The 24,427-nt window shown below is 58.2% G+C and carries 19 protein-coding genes and 3 pseudogenes; 11 read left to right on the top strand and 11 right to left on the bottom strand.

What is annotated here, in order from left to right; genetic code table 11:
* Positions 1-6: 6 nt before the first annotated feature.
* Entirely contained in the window at positions 7-807 is an 801-nt protein-coding gene (locus tag J5M56_RS01345) for an SDR family oxidoreductase (RefSeq protein WP_207869206.1), read from the bottom strand.
* A 105-nt stretch (positions 808-912) separates the two neighbouring features.
* Here J5M56_RS01345 and J5M56_RS01340 point away from each other — a divergent pair, with 105 nt between their 5' ends.
* A complete protein-coding gene (locus tag J5M56_RS01340; RefSeq protein ID WP_207869204.1) occupies positions 913-1,863 on the top strand; it encodes a GlxA family transcriptional regulator in 951 nt (316 codons plus the stop codon).
* A 31-nt stretch (positions 1,864-1,894) separates the two neighbouring features.
* Here the strand turns inward: J5M56_RS01340 and J5M56_RS01335 are convergent, their stop codons facing one another.
* The 5 genes and pseudogenes from J5M56_RS01335 to J5M56_RS01320 form a co-directional block, all read right to left on the bottom strand.
* Positions 1,895-2,740 carry an alpha/beta hydrolase gene (locus tag J5M56_RS01335; RefSeq protein ID WP_207869202.1) on the bottom strand — a complete coding sequence of 282 codons (846 nt, stop codon included), beginning with the start codon at positions 2,738-2,740 and terminating at the stop codon, positions 1,895-1,897.
* A gap of 162 nt (positions 2,741-2,902) precedes the next feature.
* Positions 2,903-4,008, bottom strand: a pseudogene (locus tag J5M56_RS01330) (IS3 family transposase).
* A gap of 122 nt (positions 4,009-4,130) precedes the next feature.
* A complete protein-coding gene (gene lysC / locus J5M56_RS26650) occupies positions 4,131-4,394 on the bottom strand; it encodes an Rz1-like lysis system protein LysC (protein ID WP_217872380.1) in 264 nt (87 codons plus the stop codon).
* Positions 4,315-4,683: pseudogene (locus J5M56_RS01325) on the bottom strand (LysB family phage lysis regulatory protein); the annotation flags it as partial. The pseudogene J5M56_RS01325 and the gene lysC, both read right to left, overlap by 80 nt.
* On the bottom strand, positions 4,683-5,516 hold the full coding sequence (locus tag J5M56_RS01320; protein ID WP_207869200.1) for an N-acetylmuramidase domain-containing protein: 834 nt from the start codon (positions 5,514-5,516) through the stop codon (positions 4,683-4,685). The gene J5M56_RS01320 and the pseudogene J5M56_RS01325, both read right to left, overlap by 1 nt.
* 532 nt (positions 5,517-6,048) lie before the next feature.
* Here J5M56_RS01320 and J5M56_RS01315 point away from each other — a divergent pair.
* The 4 genes from J5M56_RS01315 (at position 6,049) to J5M56_RS01300 (ending at position 9,837) form a co-directional block, all read left to right on the top strand.
* A complete protein-coding gene (locus tag J5M56_RS01315) occupies positions 6,049-6,210 on the top strand; it encodes a hypothetical protein (protein ID WP_186476912.1) in 162 nt (53 codons plus the stop codon).
* A gap of 101 nt (positions 6,211-6,311) precedes the next feature.
* Complete coding sequence (locus J5M56_RS01310; protein WP_207869198.1) at positions 6,312-7,646, top strand: cation:proton antiporter; 1,335 nt, start codon at positions 6,312-6,314, stop codon at positions 7,644-7,646.
* A 180-nt stretch (positions 7,647-7,826) separates the two neighbouring features.
* Entirely contained in the window at positions 7,827-9,368 is a 1,542-nt protein-coding gene (locus J5M56_RS01305; protein ID WP_207869196.1) for a PAS domain-containing protein, read from the top strand.
* A 148-nt stretch (positions 9,369-9,516) separates the two neighbouring features.
* Complete coding sequence (locus J5M56_RS01300) at positions 9,517-9,837, top strand: hypothetical protein (RefSeq protein WP_060480462.1); 321 nt, start codon at positions 9,517-9,519, stop codon at positions 9,835-9,837.
* Between the two features lie 124 nt (positions 9,838-9,961).
* On the opposite strand, the pseudogene J5M56_RS01295 reads toward J5M56_RS01300, so the two are convergent.
* Positions 9,962-10,369 (bottom strand): annotated as a pseudogene (locus J5M56_RS01295) (short-chain dehydrogenase); the annotation flags it as partial.
* Positions 10,370-10,792: 423 nt separating this feature from the next.
* Between J5M56_RS01295 and J5M56_RS01290 the strand changes: the two are divergent.
* The 6 genes from J5M56_RS01290 to J5M56_RS01265 all read left to right on the top strand — a co-directional run bounded on the left by J5M56_RS01290 (position 10,793) and on the right by J5M56_RS01265 (position 16,657).
* Positions 10,793-11,311, top strand: coding sequence for a fimbrial protein (locus J5M56_RS01290; RefSeq protein ID WP_243430407.1), 519 nt, complete (start codon positions 10,793-10,795; stop codon positions 11,309-11,311).
* A 61-nt stretch (positions 11,312-11,372) separates the two neighbouring features.
* Entirely contained in the window at positions 11,373-12,074 is a 702-nt protein-coding gene (locus tag J5M56_RS01285; protein ID WP_207869192.1) for a molecular chaperone, read from the top strand.
* A gap of 75 nt (positions 12,075-12,149) precedes the next feature.
* Positions 12,150-14,711, top strand: a complete 2,562-nt coding sequence (locus tag J5M56_RS01280; protein ID WP_243430405.1) for a fimbria/pilus outer membrane usher protein — start codon at positions 12,150-12,152, stop codon at positions 14,709-14,711.
* On the top strand, positions 14,708-15,637 hold the full coding sequence (locus J5M56_RS01275; protein WP_207869188.1) for a fimbrial protein: 930 nt from the start codon (positions 14,708-14,710) through the stop codon (positions 15,635-15,637). Before J5M56_RS01280 ends, J5M56_RS01275 begins: the two co-directional genes overlap by 4 nt.
* 17 nt (positions 15,638-15,654) lie before the next feature.
* Positions 15,655-16,134, top strand: coding sequence for a spore coat protein U domain-containing protein (locus J5M56_RS01270; RefSeq protein ID WP_207869186.1), 480 nt, complete (start codon positions 15,655-15,657; stop codon positions 16,132-16,134).
* A 16-nt stretch (positions 16,135-16,150) separates the two neighbouring features.
* Complete coding sequence (locus J5M56_RS01265; RefSeq protein ID WP_207869184.1) at positions 16,151-16,657, top strand: fimbrial protein; 507 nt, start codon at positions 16,151-16,153, stop codon at positions 16,655-16,657.
* Between the two features lie 48 nt (positions 16,658-16,705).
* Here the strand turns inward: J5M56_RS01265 and J5M56_RS01260 are convergent, their stop codons facing one another.
* From J5M56_RS01260 to J5M56_RS01245, 4 genes are all read right to left on the bottom strand, one after another.
* A complete protein-coding gene (locus tag J5M56_RS01260) occupies positions 16,706-17,353 on the bottom strand; it encodes a response regulator (RefSeq protein WP_207869182.1) in 648 nt (215 codons plus the stop codon).
* A 30-nt stretch (positions 17,354-17,383) separates the two neighbouring features.
* Positions 17,384-20,290, bottom strand: coding sequence for an ATP-binding protein (locus J5M56_RS01255; protein ID WP_207869181.1), 2,907 nt, complete (start codon positions 20,288-20,290; stop codon positions 17,384-17,386).
* Between the two features lie 111 nt (positions 20,291-20,401).
* Positions 20,402-21,601, bottom strand: coding sequence for an EAL domain-containing response regulator (locus J5M56_RS01250; RefSeq protein WP_207869179.1), 1,200 nt, complete (start codon positions 21,599-21,601; stop codon positions 20,402-20,404).
* The gene (locus tag J5M56_RS01245) at positions 21,598-24,420 is read right to left on the bottom strand and encodes an ATP-binding protein (RefSeq protein WP_207869177.1); all 2,823 of its coding nucleotides are present in this window, start codon (positions 24,418-24,420) and stop codon (positions 21,598-21,600) included. The genes J5M56_RS01250 and J5M56_RS01245 overlap by 4 nt, the downstream gene beginning before the upstream one ends.
* Positions 24,421-24,427: the final 7 nt, after the last annotated feature.

Raw genomic sequence — 24,427 nt, 5'->3', positions numbered from 1 at the left:
CTTTGATTAGCAGTTGGCGTTGTAACGCGGGGCCAGCTGGTTGCTGGACAGCTGGCTGAACAGGGCTTGCCGGCTGGCTTCGTAGCGTTCGAAGGCTTGCAGATCGTGCATTGAGGGAATGGAGATCAGTACCTGGTCATCGAAATCCTGCAGAGCGCCGTCCACCAGATCCTGAGCCGACATAACGATGCCTGGATCGAGGTTCTCGACCGGCAAACCACCGATCTGCCAGAAGTCCGTCGCGGTGGCCCCTGGTAGCACCGCCTGCACCTGGATGCCGCTGTCCGCCAGTTCCTTGTACAGAGACTGAGTAAAAGCGGTGACATAAGCCTTGCTCCCGCCGTACACGCCGTTCAGCAATTCTGGAGCCAGGCTGACGATGGAGGAGATGTTGATCACGGCGCCTTGTTTGCGAGCCACAAACCCTGGAATAGCTGCATAGGTGAGGCGAGTGAGGGCGGTGACGTTGAGGGTGATCATCTCGACCATGCGCTCGACGTCACTTTCCAGCAAGCGGGTATGGGTGCCGATGCCAGCGTTGTTCACCAGCAGGCTGATGCTGGCGTCTCCACGCAGCTTGCGTTCGACCTTGGCCAGATCGGTCGCGTCAGCCAAATCTGCCGGAAACACTTCCACGTTCTGGCGGGTTTCCGTGGTCAGCCGGCTGGCCAGAGTGTTAAGCCTTTCACGATTGCGAGCTACCAGTACAAGGTCATAACCCCGTCGAGCCAAGCGTTCAGCGTAGATGGAACCGATGCCGGTGGAGGCGCCGGTGATGAGGGCAGTGCCCTTGTGATGCTGCGTCATGGTCATGCTCCGTTGTTTGGTGTGAAGCCATGATGCAGAAGGTCGATTTCGTCTTAAACGACGCATATGATACGTTTTTAGGACATCAACGAATTGGGCTTAACTATGCACAGGGTCGGCTATTTGATCACCGAAGGTTTCCAGATTATGTCGCTGGCGACACAGGCTGTGTTCGAGTTCGCGAACATCGTCGCTGGTGAAGCGGTCTACAAGATTCAGAATTTTTCCATCGAGGGCGGCACGGTGCGTTCTTCCTTGGGGATGTACATGGACACGCTGCCGCTGGGGGCTCCCGGTCTGGCCGACACCTGGATGATCACTGGCACATTGACCCCCCTGACGCCGCCGAGCGATCAAGTGCTGGCAAGCGTGCGGGGCTTTGTCGACAGCGCTAGACGCACCGCAGGCCTCTGCACCGGCTGCTTCGTCCTGGCCCAGGCCGGCGTGCTTGATAACCGCCGAGCTACGACCCACTGGGCCTACGCAAAGAAGCTCCGTGAGTTGCACCCGAATATCGAAGTCGAGGAAGACCGCATATTCATCGTGGATGGGCAGATCTGGACGTCTGCGGGCATGACTGCCGCCCTGGATATGGCATTGGGCATGGTGGAGAAAGATCTCGGCACCGAGATGGCCAGGTCGGTGGCAAGAAAGTTGGTGATGCATCAGCGCCGCTCCGGTGGGCAATCCCAACATTCCGAGCTGCTGACACTGTCTCCGAAATCAGATCGGATTCAGGCAGCCCTCGATTACGCACGGAAGAATTTGAGCCGACCATTGAGCGTTGAGGAGCTCGCAGAAGCAGTGCATTTGAGCCCCCGCCAGTTTACTCGCGTATTCACTGCCGAGACCGGTCAATCACCCGCCAAGGCTGTGGAGAGCCTGCGCCTGGAGGCAGCCCGCTTGATGATCGAGCAGAGCCGTCATAGCCTGGATGTTGTGGCGAAGGAAACCGGATTCAGGGATCGCCGGCATATGCGAGAGGTCTTCATTCGTGGTTATGGCGTCCCGCCCCAGGCAGTGCGAAGGGATGCTCGGCGTGTGGTGTCTGCTTAATGGGGCCACACTGGTGGCCCCAACTTCTGCGTTAAACCGACGTAAAAGCGGCTATATGGCGAGCCGCCGCCTGCGGGTACTGCATATGTGGGCCGTGACCTGCACTGGCGAAGCTCACTAGCGTCAACGTGGGAAGCTGACGGCTGAGGGCATACCAGTTTTCAACCGGGAAGACGATGTCGTGATCAGCGCCCAGGTGAAGCACAGGGATCGTGGTGGTTTTCAGTGCGTTCAGTACCGCTTCAACTGGAAAAACCGGATTCTTTGGGCCTTCGCCGAGTTGCTGGGCTGCCCACTGAACAGGAACCTTAGGGCCACGTTCTTGAGTCCGTAATGAAAGCCGCGCCCAGGCGTTCTCAGCCGTGGCTCGGCTATCCCCAGAGCCCGGCTCGAAGAATAAGCTTACGAAATCTTCGAAGTCATTTTCTCGACGAGCCATCTCGTAGAACAGCGCTTCGCCGGGTTTTACAAGGTGCCCAGGGGGAGTAGTGCCAATCAGCACGGCATGGCTTACCAGTTGTGGAGCTTGGGCGATTACAACCTGAGCGGCTATGCCGCCAAGTGACCACCCGCCGATGACCACTTTGCCAAGCTGCAGCGCGTGAATGAGTTCGATAGCATCTTTCGCAAGTGACCCGGGATTGTAGCTGGGGTAGCCGCCTGATAGGCCCAATCCGCTGTAGTCAAAAATGGTGACCTGGAAGCCGAGCTCAGCAAGGTTGTCCAGAAACAGTGGATCCCAGTCGTCCATGGTGCCGCGATAGCGAACAAGCAGGACGAGCGGCTGGCCGCTGCCGATGGTTCGATAAGCCAGGCGGCGGTCGCTTAGATCAATGAACTGGGTAGGGGCGCTAACGCTGGGCGATGTAACAGTCATGATGGGCACATCCGTGATGTTGGGTGATGAGCAATCCTGGCCTCTAAGCTGCAGTCTATAAACGTCGTTAAGGGGCGTGATTCGAGACATGTGCCCATCGCCCTGGCTATTTGCTCAGCGGTTTTCTTCCGTCATTCCGCTGTCTTCGTCCTGGTGTAGTGGTCAACTCATCCCGGACACGGTTTTGAGTTTTTCTTCTGCTTTCGCTGGAGCCAGCCCATCGTTGAACTGATGAGGCCGGATCCAGTTGTAGTGGCCCATCAGGTATTGGCCAATGTCTCGTTGAGCTTGCTGCCCGGTCAGGTAGCCCTGATCGGTATCCACTCTGATTTCGAGCTGCGGAAGACTCGCTCCATCGGTGCATTATCCCAACAGTTGCCTCGGCGGCTCATGCTCTGGCGCATGCGGTAGCGCCACAGTCTCTGGCGGAACTGACGGCTGCCATATTGCGATCCCTGGTCAGAGTGGAACAGGAGTCCTTGAGGCTTTCCACGTTGTTCGTAGGCGACGTGCAGCGCTTTGACCACCAGGTCTCCATCCGGCTTTTCTGATAAGGCCCAGCCAACCACTCTGCGTGCATAGAGATCCAGGACGACTGCCAGATAGTGCCATTTGCCCTGTGCCTAGACGTAAGTGATGTCCCCACACCAGACCTGATTTGGAGCTTCGACATCAAACGCTCGGTTCAAGGTGTTCGGTATATCTGGCCGCTCCACGGTGGCCTTTTTGTACGCATGTGATCCTGGCTGCTTGCTGATCAACGCCAGCTCTCGCATCAGGCTGCGTACCTTGAACCGCCCGATTTGCTCACCCTCTTCTTGCATCATTGCCATGATGGTACGGCTGCCGGGCGCACTTCGACCTCGCGTGAACAACCCATTCACTCGACTACGCGACCGTAGTCATTCACCGTCCAGAGTTCGCCTTTTGTGACGATGTGCGTAGTAACTAGAGCGAGTGCCTTCGAACACTTCGCACAAACAATCAACGGGCTCATGGTCGCTGAGCTGGCGGATCAGCGCGTACGCTCGAGATCTTCCGACATCAAGAGCGCGGTAGCCTTTTTAGTATCGATTTCTCGCGTTCAACCGCCTGATCCGGACTTCCAACTCTTGGATTTTTTGCTGCTCTGGTGTCAACGCTTTGCTGGCCGGCATAACGCCGCCACACTCCTGCTGAAGTTGATTAACCCATCCGCGTAGGGCCGATTCGACCAAGCCGAGCGAACGGGCCGCTTCGGCATGGCTGTAGCCTTGATCGAGCACCAGGCAGGCAGCTCCGCGCTTGAACTCAGGGGATTTTCTTCACCTTTATGATCGACCAACCACGCCGCAGCCGGGCGGGGTTTATCTTGAGGCCGGGCACTTTCTTCATCAGTTCCTCGCTCAGGCTATCGGGGTTGGTGGTTCACCTGATATTGGTACACGCTGTCCACCTGAGCCGCGCACTCGGCCCAAGCTAGTTCCGTGCGTTCCTGGTCACTGAGCAGATGGCCGTTCGTTCCCGGCGTGGTCGCCGGCAGTTGGCACGGCACTACCACTGGACAACCACTGACGATAAGCGTCGGCTCCGGTGATAGCGGGGCGCTCGCGCAGCCGGCGAGCAGCATCAGGTAAAGGCTGATCAGCCCAGTTTCGCAGTGTTTCGTTGTCATGCTTGAGGCTCTCTATCAGGCGCTCGCGCTCGGCCAGGCCGGTGCGCAGGGTACTCTGGAGTTTGCGCAGCTGCGCCTGCACTTGGCGTTCGTGCTCCAGGGTAGATTGCAGCGCTGTGGCGGTGGCGCGGTTGCGGCGGGCTTCGGTCTCGGCGGTTGCTAGCTGCTGCGTCAGACCCTCGGCGTTTTTCTGCTCCACCAACAGTTGAGTCCGTTGCCACCACCCCCACGCGCCAACCGTGGTGGCTGCGGCCAACGCCGCTCCTAGCAAGCTGTTGCGCAGGTCCATCACGCGGCTACCAGAGCAAGGTTCTGGTGGCGCTCGAAGGCACGCTCAAGCTTCACGTCGTACAGGTTACGCTGGTAGTCGGGACCGTTGTACAGCCTGGCGACCGTCGCCCACTGCTGTGCCTTCAAGGCCTTGAGCAGGTCGGCGTCGGCCTCGATGTAGCGGACGAAGGCCTCAAGGTGGTCCGCTTCGCTGCGGTTCATCGCCGCCACGAAGTCGTGGATGCTCAAGTAATTCAGGCGCTGCCAGTGGTACCCCATGACTTGAAACGCGCCCCAGCTCGCAGACTCCAGCGCCGCCAGTTCATCCAGCCGACAAGCCTGGGCCAGACGCTGATGCTCGGCGGTTCCGCCGATGTAACCGCCGGCCTTCGGGTTGACCAGAGTGGGCGCCTGCTTGGCAAGCAACAAAGTGCGCCGTATCAGCTGCTGCTGGTCGTCGGCAGGCGTGCGCGGCAGTTGCAAGCGCTCGTACATGACGTGCCGCTCGAAAAGGATGACTGGCTTGCCGTTGCTCAGGAAACCGAACCCTTTGGATTCGACCTCATTGAGCGCGTACACCGCCGCCACAGCCACCCCCAGGCGCAGTGATGCCTGCAGCAGGTCCGCGTGCTTGAGGAGTTTCCCGGTGTCCAGCCCCTGCAGGCCAGCCAAGGTTTTCGGCCCGGCGATACCATCGCCGACCAGACCGGCCTTGACCTGGTAGGCCCTCACCGCGGCTTCGGTGGCATCGCCGAATACGCCGTCGGCGATCAGCTGGGCGCCTCTGTCGTTGAGCTTGCGCTGCAGGTGCCGAACCGCCTGGGAGCGGTCGCCGTATCGAAAAGTAGTCATGCAGTTTCCTCTTCTCGTTTGATGAAATTCTTCGCGGTTGCACGGATGAACTTGGCGCTCAGCAAGCCAACGGCGCCGCCGCTTGTGGGGCCGTAATGGCGCCGAAGCGTCGGTGGGCAGTGTCGTCGTGCTGGGGGCGGTTGTGTTCGGTCACTACAGATCGGCGCAGTTGTCGGTATTTCTGGCCATTCTGGGATTCCTCGTTGCGGTGGCGGTGTGCCTGGCGATGAGGACATGGTCGGCATCGCGCGCGGTCACGGCAATGCGCTGTACTTGTAGGTGCAATGGCTACAAAGCAGACAGATAAGGATTACGCGCGCAGTCGCCAATGCCCATATTGGCGCCGTGAACATCGACCCTTTGTGAATGGGCTAGTGAGCAGAGGGCTATCACGTCCACAGCTTACTTGATGGGTAGTGGGCGTAATAGGGGACTTCACCTTGGTCGCCGCCTATCTCCACGGATGCAATTGCCCTGAACTTTGGCCGCTGCCTGACTGCCTTTACTCATAGACAACGTTGAGGAGAACCCTATGAACAAGGGTAGCGAAACGCAAAAAGAAACTTCGCAAACCAACACCCAAGGTGAGCAGGAGCGCGACAACGATGCTCACCGCCCTGATGGGTCCACCGGCACTGCTCATGATTCCACGGCGCAGAAAACGGCTCGAAACAGCGATAGGCTCAAACGCTAAGCGTGTTGGGTTAATAACTGAGCCCGGCAGGTTTCGCCGCGCGAGATGTGCGGCTTGCGCTTGGAAAATGATTGCATGAATCTCTGAAGGCCTCTGCTCAGATGACGTTCATTGTCTGGTTCGCCATGCTGGGCGCAGTATTGCTGCTGCTGGCGCTCTCTTCATCGTATTTGCGCTGGGTCCCTGTAACATCATCACTCGTGTGTCTGGGACTTGGCATGTTTTTGGGCACCTCCGGGCTGGGCCTGCTTCAGATTGACTTGAGCGAATCCAGTGGCTGGATGGAGCATCTCACCGAAGTTGCAGTGTTGTTTTCTCTGTTCTTCAACGGCTTGAAGCTGCGCCTGCCGTTGCGCGACCGCAGATGGTGGAGCGCGTTTTATTTGGCAGGGCCGGTGATGCTCAGTTGCATCGCGGGTGTAACGCTGTTGCTGCATTACGGCTTTGAACTGGGCTGGGGTGGGTCGCTTCTGATCGGGGCGATTCTCGCACCCACCGACCCGGTGCTTGCCACCTTGGTGCAGGTCGCCGATGCCCAGGATGGTGATCCGGTGCGTTTCAGCCTCTCTGGTGAGGCTGGGCTCAACGATGGTGTGGCCTTTCCCTTCGTGATGCTTGGCTTGTTCCTACAACAGCCATCCGGGCAGCCGTGGTTCAGTGAGTGGTTGGTCAAGGATATGCTCTGGGCCGTGCCTGCAGGGTTGTTACTTGGCTACTTCATGGGCCGTGGGCTGGGCAAGCTTACCCTGTACTTACGTTTGCGCAACGATGACTGCACCGTATCGCCCAATGATTATCTGGCGCTAGCATTGATCGCACTGGCTTACGTGAGCGCCGAGATTATTCAGGCTTATGGTTTTCTTGCGGTGTTCGCGGCAGGTCTGGGTTTACGCCAGGCCGAAGTTCAGACTTCCAGTAACCCAGAAGACCCAGCGGCCGAGCATCTTGTCCAGCCTGTGGTAGGGCATCAGCATGCGGCGCCGGAGCGTGCGTTGAAAGGGGATGTGCAAGCGCTCGCTGACTCGCAGGTGGCGGCAGGGATCATGTTGGGTGACATGTTGGCGTTCGGGAGCTTGATCGAGCGAGCAATGGAGGTGTTTCTTGTCACGATGCTCGGCGTGGTGCTCATCGAACATTGGGACTGGCGAGCAGTGCCGCTCGCCGCTGCGTTGTTTGTGGTAATCCGGCCAGTGAGTGTCTTGCTGTTCCCGCGGCCAGGTGTGTTGACGCTTCGGCAGCGAGGGCTTTTGGGTTGGTTCGGTATCCGCGGCATCGGGAGCTTCTATTACCTGTTCTACGCCATGAATCATGGGCTGCCGCCAGCGCTGGCTGGGCAAAGTATCAACTTGGTTCTCTGCGTGGTGGCCTTGAGTATTCTGGTGCATGGTTTGAGCGTACAGCCGCTGCTGGCGTGGTACGAAGCCCACAAGCGATAGAAATCCAAGGCACAAGCGCTCCAGCGGGTGTGAGTGCGAACGCCTGGGTCCGTTGATCCAAGGCCTTATCCAGTGCAATGCGGCTTGACGGATTACCGGCTATCTTAGGGAGTGGCAAGCGAACCGCTTTCTTGCTGGGAACGGTTTTGCGCGTTCCCCGTTGATTGAGTAGGAAATACTATGCAGCAACCCGTGGACGAAACCATCCGAGCGGCCTTGCAGAAGACTCATGCGCGCTTGCACCGTCAACATGAGCTGGTGGTCGAGTTCGGTGTCATGTCTTTGAAAGTTACAGACTTGGACCAATTGTTGACCCATGCTTGTGAAGTGGTGGCTGAAGGTATGAGCACTCGCTTCTCCAAAGTGCTGCAACCGGCGGATGAGGACGGCTTTGTTCTGACTCACGGCGTTGGCTGGGATGCTGATGACATCGGGCAAGCGACCGTGGGTGCGGATGCGGCAAGCCCTGCCGGTTATGCGTTGGCGACTTATCGGCCAGTGCTCTCGAATCATTTGGGGATGGAAAGTCGCTTTCGCACACCGGATTTGCTGAAGAAGTATGGGATTGAACGGGCTATAAACGTGCCGATCCGAGGTGTGCTGAGCCCGTTCGGCGTACTCGAAGCAGACAGTAGCAACGGGGATGACTTCGTCGAAAGCGACCTGGTATTCCTTGAAGGCATCTCCAACGTAATCTCCATGGCTGTCGAACGCATATCGGCAGGCATAGACGTGCCAGTTCCCGATCCTTACTCCGAAACTATCTTGAATGCGAGCCCAGATTGGGTGGAGATCCTCACCGCGAACGGCGAGATCGAGTTCATGAACGAAGCCGGGCTTAAGTTTATGAATACTGACCTGGCCAGCGTCAAAGGCCAGCCTTGGTATGACCTATGGCCCGAGGCTTCGCGATCGATTGCGGGGGAGGCGGTGGCCAAAGTCTGCGCCGGGGAAACCGTGCGCTTTGAAGCGAGTTGCCCCATCGCTCCCGATGAACCTAAGTTTTGGGATGTCACCGTTGCGCCGATCCTCGGTCCAGACGGCAAGGTCGAGCGTGTCATCGCCGTATCACGGGATATCACTGAGCGGCATCTCTACGAAGCACAACTGCTTTCGCTCATTGAGGCTCAGAATAACAGGCAAAGTCGCAGCGACCTGGTTTTGGAAGAAATACACCATCGTGTCAAAAACAGCCTTCACCTGGTCAATACCTTGCTTTTATTGCAAGCCAACCTGACGCCGGATACGGCGGTGAAGTTGCAGCTCGAAACTGCCGCAGGGCGCGTGGTTACCATCGCCAGCGTTCACGAGCGCCTGTACCAGGCCAGCGAAGATCAAGATGTGCGCGCCCCTCAGTACCTTGGCGCTTTGTTGGGTGATCTGGGCAAGGCGTTGGCCGACCGACACATTTCTCTGGACGCGGACGATTTTGTCTTGCCGCCCGAAAGAATGGCCCCATTAGGATTGGTGATCTCCGAGTTGATCACCAATGCGCTTAAATATGGCAAGGGTTCGATCGAGGTCATCGTCAAGCACATGGGTGGCGATGCATTGCTCACCGTACGCGATGAGGGTGACGGCTTTCCTGATCATTATCCCAAGCCCACGGGAACAGGGCTTGGTATGCGTCTGGTCAAGAGCTATTCAGGATATGGCAGTGCGGCGGTGGCAGTTGATCGCCAGGATGACAAAAGCTGTGTTCACGTGCGTTTCAAGCTTTAGCTGGCTGCTGCACGCCCTTTGATCGCCAACTTGGCCACCGCTTCGCTTTCTAAAGAGCACTTGAAATCGCGAGTTTACGGCTTCTTGTGCGCATTCGCGACTTGTGTTCTTTCGATTTGAATTTTCTCAAGCCTTACAAGGTGAATCTGTGTACCCCAAGACCCCCGATGGGCGCTACTTCGTGGTAAAAGGGCGGCTCTGGCGCTGCACCAATCCCAGCCTGAGTGAGACAGAGCGGCAACGGCTCGTACATGACTTAATGGATGCTCGCCGTGATGTCAAAAATGCCAAGCGCGCAGGTGACGAAGGCATGCTGGCGTCTGCACGGTCGCGAGTGAACGCCGCCAAAGTCGGCCTGGGCGAGAGGGGGGCGGTTTGGTGGGGCGACGGCAGCCCGGATTACAATCGCAAGCTGGCTGAATCTACCCCATATGCAGACTGGTACCAGTCGTTGAACCATGCCCAGTAGGGGCAAGCCAGCCCTTGAACACCGGTTATGGACCGAGCCTCGGGCGCGGGAGCCGTCCATAACCGTGTGCCGAGTGTCAGTGTTTTCCGTGGCCGGCGCGGGCAATAACCAATCCTGCCAAGAACCCAAGCGCCGCCGCACCGAGTACCACCCACTTGCCGGCCGTAGGTGCCCTGACACACTTCGGTTTATCGACCGCAGCGTGCTTTGAATCAGAGGCAATTGGCTTGTCGAGTGGCATTATCAGCTCGTCGGGCTCGACCAATGAGAGTCCAAGCGCGGTACCATCGACCAGGGTCAATGTCAGCCCCTCGACTGTCCCTGCCTCCCTGTTTGGAAACACCGGTTCACCTTCGGCATCCAGGCTGTCGTAGATGAAGCGCGTACCCTCCAGCCATCCAACGGCGGTGAGAAGCTCGGGGCCTAGATAATACTTTCCATCTTGGAAAAAGCCTGGAAACTGATGGGCGCGCTCAACGTTATCGACGCGGTAACGCTCACCCGGTTTCATGCCTGTAGCTGGATCGATCATGTTCTCTCCCCTGTGATTCGAGCCTTGGGTTGTCAGTCGTTGCTGCGCTCGGTATGCAGAGGAAGCCATGAGCAGCAGCAAAGTTCAGCCCAATTAGTCCGGCGGTCATTATCCCCACCTCTGAGCAGCTACACGGGCTCAGGCGCGCAGAACAATATAATTCGCAGCGTTTGGGCCAACGATGAAGCCGTTGCGCTTTGTGCAAAAAAGCCCCCCCTGCAACTCGCCTGCCTCGCAGCCCAGATCTCAGCTTTGAGACTCGTCTTATGTCAGCGCCGCGCCTCGAAAGCGATAGTAGCGCCACCCTGCTAATCAACGCGGATGTCAGCAGGGGCTCTATCACTCCAATAAGCGAGGCCTCTCATGTTTGTACGTTCGATCAAATACCCCGCAATATCCTGCGCCGCTCTTTTGGCATCTTTCATGATGACTGCTGTGCATGCAGCAGATGGCCAGATTGAATTCACCGGTGTAGTCAACGACAACGCTTGCACCATCAACAGCCAAAGCGTTACCCAGGCTGTCGATATGGGCCAAGTGCGTATTGCAGACTTCCCTAACACTGTCGGCGCAAAGTCCACTGTAGAAGCCACGCCGTTCAGCATTTCGCTGGAGAACTGCAGCGGGCCGACCATGAAGAACGCTACCGTGAAGTTCAGCGGCCAGCCTGCCGCAGGGGATTCGACCGTGCTTGGCATGGTCGGCACTAATCAAGTATCGGGCGTGGGTATTGAAATTTCCGATGCTCGCACCGGCGCCAAACTGCCTTTGAACACTGAAAGCACTGCTTACGCCCTGCGCCCTTCCAATAACACGTTCGATTTCACCGCCTCCTATGTTCGTCTGGTTGCAGACACTGTGAACGAAGGCGAAGTGACCGCTCGTGGCATCGGTACCGGTCGTGTCAATGCCGTGGCCACTTTCGATATCACCTATAAATAAGTCTTGGTTGTTACCAGAGCCTCGCGCTGACGGGCGCTCTGGTACGAAGGAGCGCAAGAACATGAAACGCAAGTTGTTGACGCTGGCCTCGGTGCTCTTCTGCGTGTCCAGCACGCTGGCACACGCCGGTGTGAACGTAGGCGCCACCCGCGTCATTTATCAGGGCAAAGACAAGGAAGCCAATCTTTCGGTCACCAATACAGTGGATGACCGTATCCCCTATCTCATTCAGTCCTGGGTCAGTGAGTATGGCTCGGACGAAGCGACCGAGAAGTTCATAGTAACGCCACCGTTATTTCGTCTAGACCCGGGCAGCCAGAACATGCTGAGAATCATGGCTGTACAGGCCAAGCAATTACCGACCGACAGGGAAAGTTTACTCGCTGTCAACGTCAAAGCGATCCCGGCCAAGAGTAACGATCCGGGCAAGGAAAATGTTCTACAGATCGCCATCAAGACCAGTATCAAGATGTTTTATCGCCCAGAGGGTTTACCTGGCAACTTGATCGATGCCGCCAAAGGCATGGTCTGGTATTCGCACAATGGTCAACTTTTATTCGAGAACCCGTCGCGCTACCACCTCGTCGTCAGCAAATTGGTGATCAACGGTCAAGAACAAAAAGGGCTGCCGGATGTAATTACGCCCGGTCAGCGCGGCACTGCAACTATCAAAGCGAAACCAGGCGACAGCTTGACCATGAGTTACATCAATGAATACGGCAGTGCAGTCGAGGCTTCGGCCGTAACACTGGATTCGCAGTAAAAAGCCCATTCCAAGGAGTCCGACATGCGAAAAGGGCGCACGAACAATTGGCTGCGCCGTATTCCTATTGTGCGCATGTCTGCTTTCACTTTCACTTTCTACACCTGCAGCGTGCAGGCTGAGTTCAGTTTCGACCCAAGCTTCCTGGAAATTGGTGGCGGCCGCGGCGGCGATGCGGTAGCGGCTCAAGTGAGTGCGCTCAGTGAAGGGCAGTTACCTGGGGTGTACAAGATTGGGCTCGCCGTCAATGGCAAGGCCATTGATGAGCGTGAGGTTCGATTCATTCGGGAGCCTTCCGATCAGCCAAAAACCATGACTGGCCTGTTTCCGTGTTTTTCCGTCGAGTCGCTCAAGGAGCTGGGCGTCGATGCCGAGCGGCTGGCCAAGGCCTCGCTGTACGAGGCGCAGTGCGTGGCCTTCAGCGGTTCGTTGGCAGGTATGACCTATGACTACGTCTTCGGCAAACAACAACTCGATATCCAGGTCCCTCAAGCTTTCATCGGCGAGGTGCCACTGGAGGTCCGTCGCCGACACTGGTCTGACGGCGAGCGTGTGGTGTTCGCCAACTATTCCTTGAGCGCAAGTCATCAGGAAACCACCAGAAGCCGACAAGAGTCGCAATTTGGCAGCGTTCAGAGCGGTATCAATGCCGGCGCCTGGCGTTTCAGAAATTTTTCGACCTATCAGAAAAACGGCGCCACCAGCGGTGAATGGAAGTCGGTCGACACCTACGTCCAGCGTGCGCTCGGTAATACCATGGCCATTGCGACCGTGGGTGATGGCAGCACCAGCAGCGACCTGTTCGACACGATCTCTTACCGCGGCGTCAGTGTGGCCACGGACTTGGACATGCTGCCTGACAGCGCCAGGAACTTCGCGCCGGTCATTCGTGGGATTGCCAACGGCCGCTCACTGGTCACCTTGCGCCAGCGAGGCTATGTCATCAGCGAACAATGGGTGCCGTCTGGCCCATTCGCGCTGCGCAACTTGTATTCCACACCCAGCAACGGTGATATCGAAGTCACCGTCGAAGGGCCCAATGGTGATCGCCAGGTTTATACGCAGTCGTTCTCTTCCGTACCCTATATGCTGCGTGAAGGGCAGCACAGCTACGAGCTGACGCTCGGCCAGTACCGCTCTGCCAGCACCTCGACGGACCTGCCCAAACCCATGTTCGCCCAGGCCAGCTACCGCAGAGGTGTTGCCAGTGGCACTACGCTGCTGGCCGGCAGCATCGTCAGTGCCGACTACCACTCGGCACTGTTTGGTGTGGCGCAGGATATCGAAGGCTTCGGGGCCGTGTCGGTGGATGTCACCCACGCGGTCACCCAAGGGCTCAAGGACAAGCCTGCAACGGGGCAGTCCTATCGTTTTCGCTACTCCAAATCCATCGAGACGACCGACACCAATTTCAGCCTGCTGGGCTACCGCTACTCAACGGCGGGCTACTACAGCTTCAACGAGGCAGTGAACCTGCAGGCCACGGCAGCCGGCATCCGCTATGACGATGATCTGCTGGGCAGCGCGCTAGTGGCCTCAGATTACTTTGCCGGCCATATGAAAAGTGCGTTCACCGCCAACGTATCCCAGCAGTTCAGCACTTACGGCAGCCTGTTTGCCAACGTCAGCAAGACGCGTTACTGGAACCAGGCAAAAAGTTCGACATCCGTGCAACTGGGTTACAACTTCAGCGTGGGCAGCGCTTCCTACACATTAGGGCTGGCGCAGACCAGCGGAGCAGGGCAGTCGGTGAAAAGTATCTCACTGGGTGTCAGCCTGCCTTTGGGGGGCGTGAGTTCATCGCGGCGGGTTAGCGCGGGCGCAAGCCATGACTCGCTGGGCAATGCCAGCAACAACATCAATATGTCGGATTCGGTGCTGGAAGATAACGCGTTGACTTACAACGTCGGGTTGAACCAGCGCAAACAACAAGGTGATCAGCTGACTGGAGCCTCGCTGGCCGCGCGCTACAGTGCGGCCAACGCGGTGTGGCACGGTTCATATACCTCCGATCAGAACGTCACACAACTCGATTACGGCGTCGATGGGGGGCTGGTTGCAACTAGCGACAGCTTCATGTTTACCCAGCCGTTGGGTGAAACCAACATCATCGTCTCGACACCCGGCGCCGAAGGGGTGGGTATTCGCGCCAGAAGAGGCGTGCGCACCAATAGTTCGGGCTATACGGTGTTGCCTTCGGCCCAGCCTTACCGGTCCAACAAAGTGTCGCTCAACACCGACACGCTGTCGGACACGACCGACATCAGTAATTTGGTCCAGGACGTTGTACCGACTCGCGGAGCCTTCGTGATTGCCAACTTCGAGACACGTAATGGCAGGCGCTTGTTGATCAGGTTGGCAACGCCCGAGGGCGCGTTGGCGCCATTCGCCTCGCAAGCAAACCTCTATGGCCAGGACGGCACGCTTATCAGTACGGCCATGGTTGCGGATAACGGGCGAGTGTTCATGACGGGCGTGCCCGAGCACTCGACGCTCACCGTGGATGTCGATGGAAAGACCTGGTGTCGGGCAACGGTCGATCTGAATGATTTCGCACTCAAGGGCGAGGGTGTAGAGCAAATAACTATGCGCTGCCCTGGCGGCTCTGAACCGGCAGCGAGAGGAAACGAATCATGAGTTACTGCGGCATCAAAATGATCTTACCCAATACCCGCCATACACTGGGCATGTTAGTGCTGGCCTGCTTAGCGGTTTTGTTCCCTCCCCAGGCTCAGGCATCCATCGAAAATAACGTGCAATGCACCCGCCTCGCCGGTGCGCCTGTTGCTCAGCAGTTAGGCACCGTGAGTGCGGGCCAGGATATTTCATTTGCGATTCTGCTGGATTGCACCGTCCTCAGGCGATATCCGGTCGCCCTGGGCCTCAGCTACACCTCGGGCTATGTCGGATATCTCGTGGGGCCGAAGTTCGAGGTGGGTTCAAATGGTAGACAAGTGACTGAAGGGGGCATGGGAACTAGTTCAGGCGTCTGCTTGCCTGTTACATGCACTGCTCTGCCAGTGAACTACCGTTTCCAGACCGTGGTCATGTTCAAGGGTGTGGCAGGAAATACACCTGGTAATTATTTTTTTGTATATGGATTATACGGTACGTCATTGGGCTGGGGATATTATTCAGACACTATTGTGGCAGGCGTAATGTCCTACACGGTCGAAAATCCCCCCTGTAACCTGGTTTCATCCAATGCTGCAAATCTTCAATTTGGCACGCTGTCCAGTGCCGATTTTTCTGCAGTAAGTCAGACGGCTTCTATCAATCTTTCCTGTAAATCTGCAACTCAGGCTACGGTCAAGCTTACGCCCACGCAGAGCGTGGTCGATAGTGCATCGGGTATTTCGGCAACTACACTGGCCGGATTGTCCATGGTCAGCAATTGGGCAGACACCGGCGCCGCGGTGAATTTCAGTGGTACCCGATCCTTGAGCTTGAAAGCTGGCAGCAACACGCTAGGCGTGCGCTTTAAACCCAGATTGAATAGCCCAACCGTACAGCCAGTTGGCAGCTTTAACAGCCAGTACACGTTGACCATCAACTACCTGTGATGCCGAGTGATACAACTATGAAATATGCACTCCTGTTTGTCGCAAGTTCCTGGCTGGTCTGTGCTAGCGCACAAGCCGCGAGCGATGCCGTTACCATCAATGTCAGCGGCACCTTGACTCGGCCACCTTGCACAGTAACCAGCGCCAAAACGCTCACGGCGAACTTCGGTAGTATTGAATACGACAAAGTGGCGGCAGCACCGTCCATCGACCTGCCGCTGACACTCAGCTGCCCACCCAATTCTTCATTCACCATCGCGGTTACCGCCTCTAGCGCCCTGACCGACACCATCGCTTCGGCCGGCCGCACGAACCTGGGCTATCAATTGATGCGTAAGGACAACAATGCCGCCGTCAACATTCGCGGAACTGCGCGCACCGTGAGCAATGCGCAGGGCAATGTCGACCTTGGCATGTATGCCAAACTGGTCGCCCAAGGTACGCTCAGCGAGGGCACATTCTCAGCCTCGGCCGTGGTGAACATCACCTACCTGTAATTCGATGAGGCCTGCAATGAAACCACTGATCAAGGCAGCAATTGCCGCGCTTTTTTGTCTGCCTGCCATGGGCCATGCGCTCGATGCTAGCGAAGTCCGGGTATCGGGCACGTTGGTTCGCCCCTTGTGCACGACTCTGTTTCCGGTCAATCAGACGGTTACCCTGCCTGCGGTCAGCCTCAATACATTGATGGCCGGCACTTCACAATGGGCTGAGGTGCCTCTGGAGTTTCGCTGCGCCGAAAATACCCAGGTGAAGTTACGATTCGTGGCCGCCGGCGCAGCGTACGATGGGGTGACCTTGCGCACGACCGTTGATGGCTTGGGCCTGCGCCTGCGCCTGCGTGATGACAGTCAAGGGGCTACAGCCCTGGACATGCGTTTGAATGAAACGCTGGGCATCGCAGTGTCTGGCACTGGCTTGCGCCTGAACTTGGGCGCCCGCTCGGTAATGGTTGGGGATCAGCCGCCGACGGTGGGTAACTATCAGTCCCAAGTGTTGATGGTCATCGATTATCTCTGACCTCCGTTCACCCCACCGCCCAGGGTGCCGATGATCGCGCTGCTACCTTCAGGTAAACTGCCGCGCCTCGATGCAGTAGGTGAGCAGTGCCTGGTCTGTATCCACGTCCAGTTTGCGCATTGCCGAAACCTTCTGTGCGCTTACCGTCTTGTTGCTGCGACACAGCTGCCGTGCAATGTCACTGACGGTCATGCCTGTTACGAACAGCCGTAGCACCTCCATCTCGCGCGGCGATAGGCTTTGAAAACGCTCCTCGACCTGGCCTTGCTCGCCCGTCACCCACCGGGGCTCGCTTGCAGGGCCTACATAGCGGCGCTGTTTGCTCAGGGCGGTCAACGCTTTCTCGATTTCTTGATGCAGTTGATTCTTCTGGATAACGCCGGCCACCCCCAGTTCCTGCAACCGGGTGAGGATAAGGCTGTTGGAGACCATGGTCAGGACCAGGATCTGGGTCTGTGGGAAGTTACGCAGCACGTACTCGATCAACTTCAGCCCATCACCATAGGTGGCATCGCCGGGCATGTTGAAGTCGGTGATCAGCAGGTTGGGCTGATGCTTGCGTAATTGTTCGATCAGCTCGCTGGAGCTGACCGCTTCACCCACGATGGTATAGCGCCCATCGCGCTGGACGATTTCGCGCACGCCGAGCAAGACAATGGGATGGTCATCAGCGATGACGACATTCAGATCGGGCATGTACGAATACTCTTGGGGTTGTAGGTGGCATCAGCCTTGCTCGCTCAGGCATTTCGACACTGCCGTTAGCCGAGCACACAGGGCTCTGATCTGCTGTACCAGCGGCTCAGACAAGGGGCCTGCGTGCAGTGCTTCCTCCAGTTGCTGGCTAAGCAGGTACAGCCTTTGGGCGTGCACGCTGGCCAGTGCGCCACTGAGGCTATGCAGGCGGTGGCGTACAGCAGTGGCGTCCAGCTCCAGCAAGCCTTGCTCGATTTGAGCGATATCCGCCATCAAGGTCTTGGCCATCAGTTCACGCATGGCAGCAGACAGCTCGATCCAGCCTTCTTGATCCTGTACCGCGTCAGGTTGCGCGATTGCTTGCATGGGCAGCAACCCGGTGGCTTTGCGGCAATGGGACATGAGGGCCTGACGTAACATGCCAAGGCTCAACGGTTTGACCACCCAGGCGCTCATACCCATCGCCAGGCAGCGCTGACCCTCTTCGCGCAGGGCGTTGGCGGTGACGCCGATGATTGGTACATCCACACCCTGGGAGCGCAGCGCTTGGGCCAGCTCATAGCCGTTGAGCTTCGGCATGTTGATATCGGTGATGACCAGGTCGAACGGCTGGGTGTGCCAAAGCTTCAAAGCGTGCTGCCCGTCATTGGCGACGGTGGGGTGTGCGCCCAGGGCTTCGAGTTGCTCACGCAGCACCGCCTGGCTCACAGGGTTGTCTTCAGCCACCAGCACGCGCACGTTGAGGCAGGGCGCATCCAGGCACGAGGGTAGCAGGGTGGTCACAGGCGCAGGTGGCGGGGTATCCACCACGGGCAGCGAAATCAACAGTGAGAAACTACTGCCCAGCCCTGGCTCGCTGACCACACGCATACTGCCGCCCATCAGTTCGCTCAGCTTCTTGCAGATCGAAAGCCCAAGCCCTGCGCCATTGCCGTCCTGGCCTGCTGCAACTTGGTAAAAGGGTTTGAACAGCTGCTCCATGGCTTTTTCAGCAATCCCGACGCCCGTGTCCGTTACCTGCCATTGCAGCAAGACAGTGTCGGCGGTGCGCTCTTGAACGGTGAGGCGCAGGCGCACGCGGCCTGAATCGGTGAATTTGATGGCGTTGCCCAACAGATTATGCAGGATCTGCCGTAGCCGACCGGCATCACCTTTGATTTGGCCTGGGACTTGCGGGTCCACCTCAGCTTCGATATCCAGCCCCTTGTTGCGCGCCGTTGCAGAGAATGCGACCACTGCGTCCTCGACCAGTTGGCTCGGGTCCAGGGGGGCTTCTTCAAGTGGCATCTGCCCCGACTCGATCTTCGACACATCCAGCACGTTGCTGATCAGCTGAAACAGCACGGTGGATGAACCCTGGATGACCTCCAGGTAGTGGCGCTGGCGCTCGGTCATCTCGGTCAGTGACAGCAGCTCCAGGTTGCCCAACACCCCGTACAGGGGTGTACGAATTTCATGGCTCATGGTCGCCAGGAACACCGTCTTGGCTTCATTGGCAGCCGTGGCACGGCGGTGCGCCTGGTTGAGCATCAAGGTTTCGTCGACGTGGCGGGTGATGTCGTTACAGCCACAGAGGAACACGTCCTGCCCCTCGTAACGCGCAGCCACTACCACCACTTGCACGTAGCGGCCGTCGACCAACAGGCAGGTTTCGCCCGGCGCCTGGTCGCCATCATGGCTCTCCAGTAGCTGGATCACAGCCGGCGTCGCACCTAGTTGCACGGCACGCTCATTGTCCAGCAGCAGCTTGCGGTCGCTGCGGCGCAGCACGCACAAACCCACCGGTGCGTTGTGCAACATCAGGCGGTTGAACGCTTCGTTCTCGAACAGGCGCACCTGGGCCCGCTGGGCCGGTAGGACGATCCGGGATTTGTACCAACGGTTAATCCACAAGCCGACGATGATCGCTGCGATGAAGGTCAACAGCAGGCCCATGAGCGGCCATTTGGCATAGCGCAGAAAGTCCTGGTACGAAACGGCATACAGGCCGGTCCAGCGCTCCCCGATCGGGGAAACCATTTTGAAGTGCAGCCCCTGGCGGTTGAAGCTGAGCCCTACCGGTACAGCCTCATCGGTACCCAGTGCGCCCAGCACCACGTCGCCCTGGGGAGAAATCAAGGTGAACTGGTTGTAGGCCGACAGTTGCAGCAAGCGCTCGAATTCGTCGACTTGCGCTGTGTCCACGGCCGCGGCGAGGATGAGCAGGCCCGTTGCCTGCGTGGGGGGCAGCAGAGCGTTGGAAGCATCCAGGCCTATCATCGCGACGATACTGCGGTGGTCCTTGTACAGCTTCAGAGGGGCGCGCATCCAGTGCACTTGCTGATCGGCAAGTAACGTTTGCGAAGGCCTGAGTTGCTGCAAACGGTTGATGATGTCGGCATATTTGTCGTGCAGCAGGGGCAGGCGTTGCCGCGCAACCTCTGCGCCAGGAATCGCCAGGCTAGCTTGGCCACCGGGGTCAAGAACGAACAGTTGAGGCGATGCATAGAACGAGCTTGACCAGAAGCCGCCGTAGTAGTCGGTCATTTGGACGCCCAGCGCCAGAGCACGGGCCTGGTCTTCCTTGCTGAAGTCCTTGGTGTGTGCCAGGGAAAACGGCAGCGAGTGTTCAAAGCCTTTGGCTTTGAGCAACACTTGGTCGCCAAGGGGGCTGGTCTGGACTATGGAAACTGATTGCACCACTTGTAATGCAGGCCTGCTACTTTGTCGGTAACCTGCAGCCACGTTGCGCAGAAAAGTTTCGTGCTCGTGAATGATCTCAACGACCCGCGCGAAGTGAAAGTCCACACGCTGCTGCTCCGCTTCCAGTAGCCGAGACACAGCCCAGTAGCAGGTGCTGGAAAGCAGCAGCACCAGGCCAGCCAGCAGCAGCAAGGCTTTGTTCAGGCGCTGAGAACTCAGCGCCAGCTTATCGAGTTGCAAGCTTGCGTGTTTCATGATGGGCTCGGCGTTGACGGGTTGGGGGCTAGCAGGTCCTACTGCAATAAGCATCAAACGCCATCGAAAATGGCTTCACATCCATGAGCTGAAACGTTTGACCTCACTCGATCATGAAAGTGCTGGCCGGGGGCCATCTTCCTTGAGTAGCGCTGCCAATTCAACCCTGTCAATTGCAGGGGAAATAATGAACCCCTGCACCTGGTCGCACTGTGCACGGCGCAGCACGTCAAGCTCGGCGCGGGTTTGCGCGCCCTCAGCGACGGTTACCAAGCCGAGTTTTCGCCCCAGTTCAGTGATGCTGCGCAGCGCTGATGCCAAGCCATCGTTTTCGCCGCAGCCCAGCACCAGCGAGCGGTCGATCTTCAGCTCGGTAAACGGCGTGGATACCAAATTAAAGTACGAGCTGTAGCCTTTGCCAAAATCATCCTGAGCCAATCCGAACCCCATCAGCCGCAAGCGGCAGGCTCCAGCGTAATAGTTGCTGGACAACTGCGTGGTGGAGCTTTCGGTGAGTTCGAAGGTGATCTGTCGGGGGTCTGCCTGATTGACGCGGACCTGCGCGAGCAGCCGGTCGACCAGGTCATATTGATCCAGCAGATGCGTCGGCAGGTTGATCGAAACCGGTAATGTCAGGCCCATCTGCGCCCACTGCGCCTGGGCAGAAAGCGTCTGGCCCAGAATGCTGGTGAGCAACTCGATATCCAGCTGCGCGTTTTCGATTTCCTCGATGAACGCGCCTGGCATCAGTAGCCCCTCGGCGGGATGGAGCCAGCGAGCCAGGGCCTCGGCACCGACGATTCTGCCATCGCGCAGTGACATTTTTGGTTGGAACCAGGCCTGTATCTCACCGCTCTGCAAGGCCTTGGCCAGTGTATCACCCGAGCGGCAGCCACGCGGTCTGCTGCTGAAGGCACGAGCCTGCTCGTTGAGCTCGTCCAGGCGTGTGCGCAAGCCGATGATCTCGGCCTCGCGCACTGGTTTGGATATCAGGCCGGCAACTTGCAGTCCCAGGTTCTTGGCTACCTGGCCGCAACCTACCAGCATGCGTCGAGAGGCTGCGGTCATCAGTGCAAGCGCAGGGGGGCGATGAAGTTGCGCCAGCTGTTGGACCAGCTGTACGCCGTCCATCTGCGGCATCATCAGGTCGGTCAGCAAAAGGTCATAGCGGTTGCGCGAAAGGCGCTGCAGGGCGGTCGCACCGTCCCATGCCAACTCGACTTCGAACCCTCCCGCTGCTTGGAAAGCGGTTGTCAGATATTGGTGTTGGAAGGGGTGGTCCTCGACTATTAATACACGATAGACGTTCAAGACGCGCTTCTCTGGTAGGGCTGCAGGCATTGGTACAGCGCATGCAGCGTGAAAGGTTTGACGAGAAAATGGTCCATGCCTGCCCCAAGGCAACGCTCCGCCTCATCGAGCATGGCATTGGCGGTGGCGCCGATGATCGGCACGCTGCAGCCGAGCGCGCGAAGCTCCTGAGTGAGCTGATAGCCATTCATGCGTGGCATGTTCACGTCGGTCAGGACGATGTCGAAGTCTGCGTCCTGCCAAAGCGCAAGCGCTTCGAGCCCGTCGCTTGCCAGGGCCACCGTGCAGCCCAGCTCTTCTAGTTGGTCGCGCAGGATCAACTGGTTGACCATGTTGTCTTCTGCCACCAGCAGGTGCAGGTTCAGCTGGGTTTCCTGAGGCTCGCGCAGCGGCGCAGGTTCGCCGTGCTGGGCCATACCGAGTGCCTGGCTGACCGCACGGTTCAACGCGTGCAGGTTGTTCAAGCCGGCTGACCAGGTGCGTGCGTCCACCTGCAAGATGCCGTGCACGTCCTGAGCGACCACAATTCGCGGGCCGCTCCAGTCTTGCCTGAGCGCAGTGCTGGCCAAGCCTGGGCACAGCTCAACCAACACTGCGGTTGGGTCGAGCTTGTTTGAGTCCTGGCCTACCAACTGCGCCCGTGCGCCCCAGCGGCGTAGCCACCCCGCCGTGTGTTCGGCCAGCTCCTGAACCTGAGACTGAACATAGATCCGCTCGCTGACCAGCGCTGTGGCCCATTGCTGATGTGCATCAGGCGTGACCTGCTCCAATGGCAGCGTGAACGAGAAACTGCTGCCCAGCCCAGGTTCGCTGAACACTCTGAGCGTGCCATTCATCAGATGCACCAGGCGTTTGCAGATGGACAGCCCAAGGCCCGTGCCGGCGACCACATTGGCGGTAGGGCTGCTCTGGAAGAATGGCTCGAACAACTGCCGCTGATCCTGCGTGGGGATACCTTTACCGGTATCGACCACCTGCCATTGCAGCATGGCCCGTTCGCCCTCGCGGGACGACAGTTGCAGGCGTACGACAATGCGCCCGGTCTCGGTGAACTTGACGGCATTGCTCAGCAGGTTGCCGAGGATCTGGCGGATGCGAATAACGTCCCCTCTGACCTGGTCTGGCAATGACGGGTCGATGCAGGCAAACAGTTGCAAGCCTTTGCTTTGCGCCGCGCCGGTATAGCTTTGGATCAAGTCCTGGGTCAGCACCAGGGGTGAAAAGGCGCTCAACTCAAGGGCCAGTTGCCCAGCTTCGATCTTGGAAACATCCAATACGTCGCAGATCAGCTGCAACAGCGTCGCCGACGAGCCCTCGATCGCCGTGAGGTAACCACGCTGCTGGGTGTCCAGTTGGGTGCGAGACAGCAGTTCCAGAGTGGCTAGCACGCCATACAGCGGTGTGCGAATTTCATGACTCATGGTCGCCAGGAACAGTGTCTTGGCTTCATTGGCGGCGTCGGCAAGCATGCGCGCCTGTTGCAGGGCAAGTTCTGCGGCCTTGTGTTCGGTAATATCGCTGAACGCGCATATCAGCACGTCCTCACGTTGGTAGCGGGTTGGCGCATAGCTCAAGTACAGGTGACGCCCATCGGCCGTTTTCAGTTCATCAATACTGCTACGCGGCGCTTCACCATCGAAAGCGTTCTCGATCCACTGGCGGCATAGCCGTCTGCGTTCACCATCCATGCCCAGCCATTGCTCAGAAAGAGGGTTTTCCAGTACCACCGCGCCGTCGCTGCGGCGAAGCACGCACAGCGCGACGGGAGCGATACGGATAACCGTGCTACAAAAGGCTTCGCTTTCGATCAATGCGTCGATCCGCGCGGCGGCTGGTACGATAAGGCGCTGATCGATTCGCCTGACCAGCCACACCATGAATACGGTCGCCATCAAACAGACAAACAGCGCAACCACCAGCGGCAGTACCATGGCCGGTAGCAAGGATTTCAATTGGACGCTGTAGACGATCTGCCAACCCGAATAGTCCAGGTGTTTACGGATGGTCAGGCGTTCCGGTAACCAGTCTCCTCCCTCCCAGCCGAAGCCTGCAAGGGTGGCGGCGTCAACCTCGGGGTCATCACCCCCTGATGCCAGTGCAGCGTTGCCCACGATCAGCCGGCCGCTGGCGTCGAGCAGCTTGAAATCACCTGCCTGGTCATGTTCTAGCGCCTGAATCAAATTGGGGCTATCCACCTCCAGGCCCAACCATCCTGACGCCAGGTTGCGCTCGTCCATGCGTATGAAGATGTACAGCGAAGCGTTCGGCTGGGCGGGGTCGGTGAGCCACAGTTCTTCCTGTGAAGAGGGGCTATCGTTGGCCGAACGCACTTGCTTGAGCACCTGCGTTGGGAGCGCCTGGGCAGCTTCGCCTGCGGTGAATAGCCTTTGTACCTGTTCTTGAGAAGATTGCGGCACGTAGAGCAGGTTGACATGGTTGACCCGCAGGTAGTCCAACATGCGCCGGGTCAGCCAGAGGCTCCAGATTTCATGCTCTACACCCAGAATGATGTGGATCTCTTCTTCAGGCACATTGTTGGCCTGGGCGGCGGCCAGAGTAGGCTGACGAACGGTCGACAAGCCAAGGCCTTTGAGGAGTGTCTGGCGGCTGACGAAGAACCCCTGGGCCTCGAATACCGCCTCGTTCATGTAACTGCGCCGCGAGGAGATTTCCTGGTTCAGCGTCACCCGCAGGTAGCTGTAGGCACCAATGTAGACACTTGCTACCAGGCTGAAAGCAAACAGGTGCAGCAGCTTGCGGGCCGCCTTGGGCGTGGCCAGCGTCGAGCGAGCGGTTGGGATCAGATGGTCAAGTTTCATCGGCGCC

The organism is Pseudomonas sp. 51_B (genome assembly GCF_017491595.1).
Lineage (GTDB): Bacteria > Pseudomonadota > Gammaproteobacteria > Pseudomonadales > Pseudomonadaceae > Aquipseudomonas > Aquipseudomonas promysalinigenes.
Note: the sequence above shows the minus strand (reverse complement) of the source record. Positions and strands in the feature narration are given on the sequence as shown.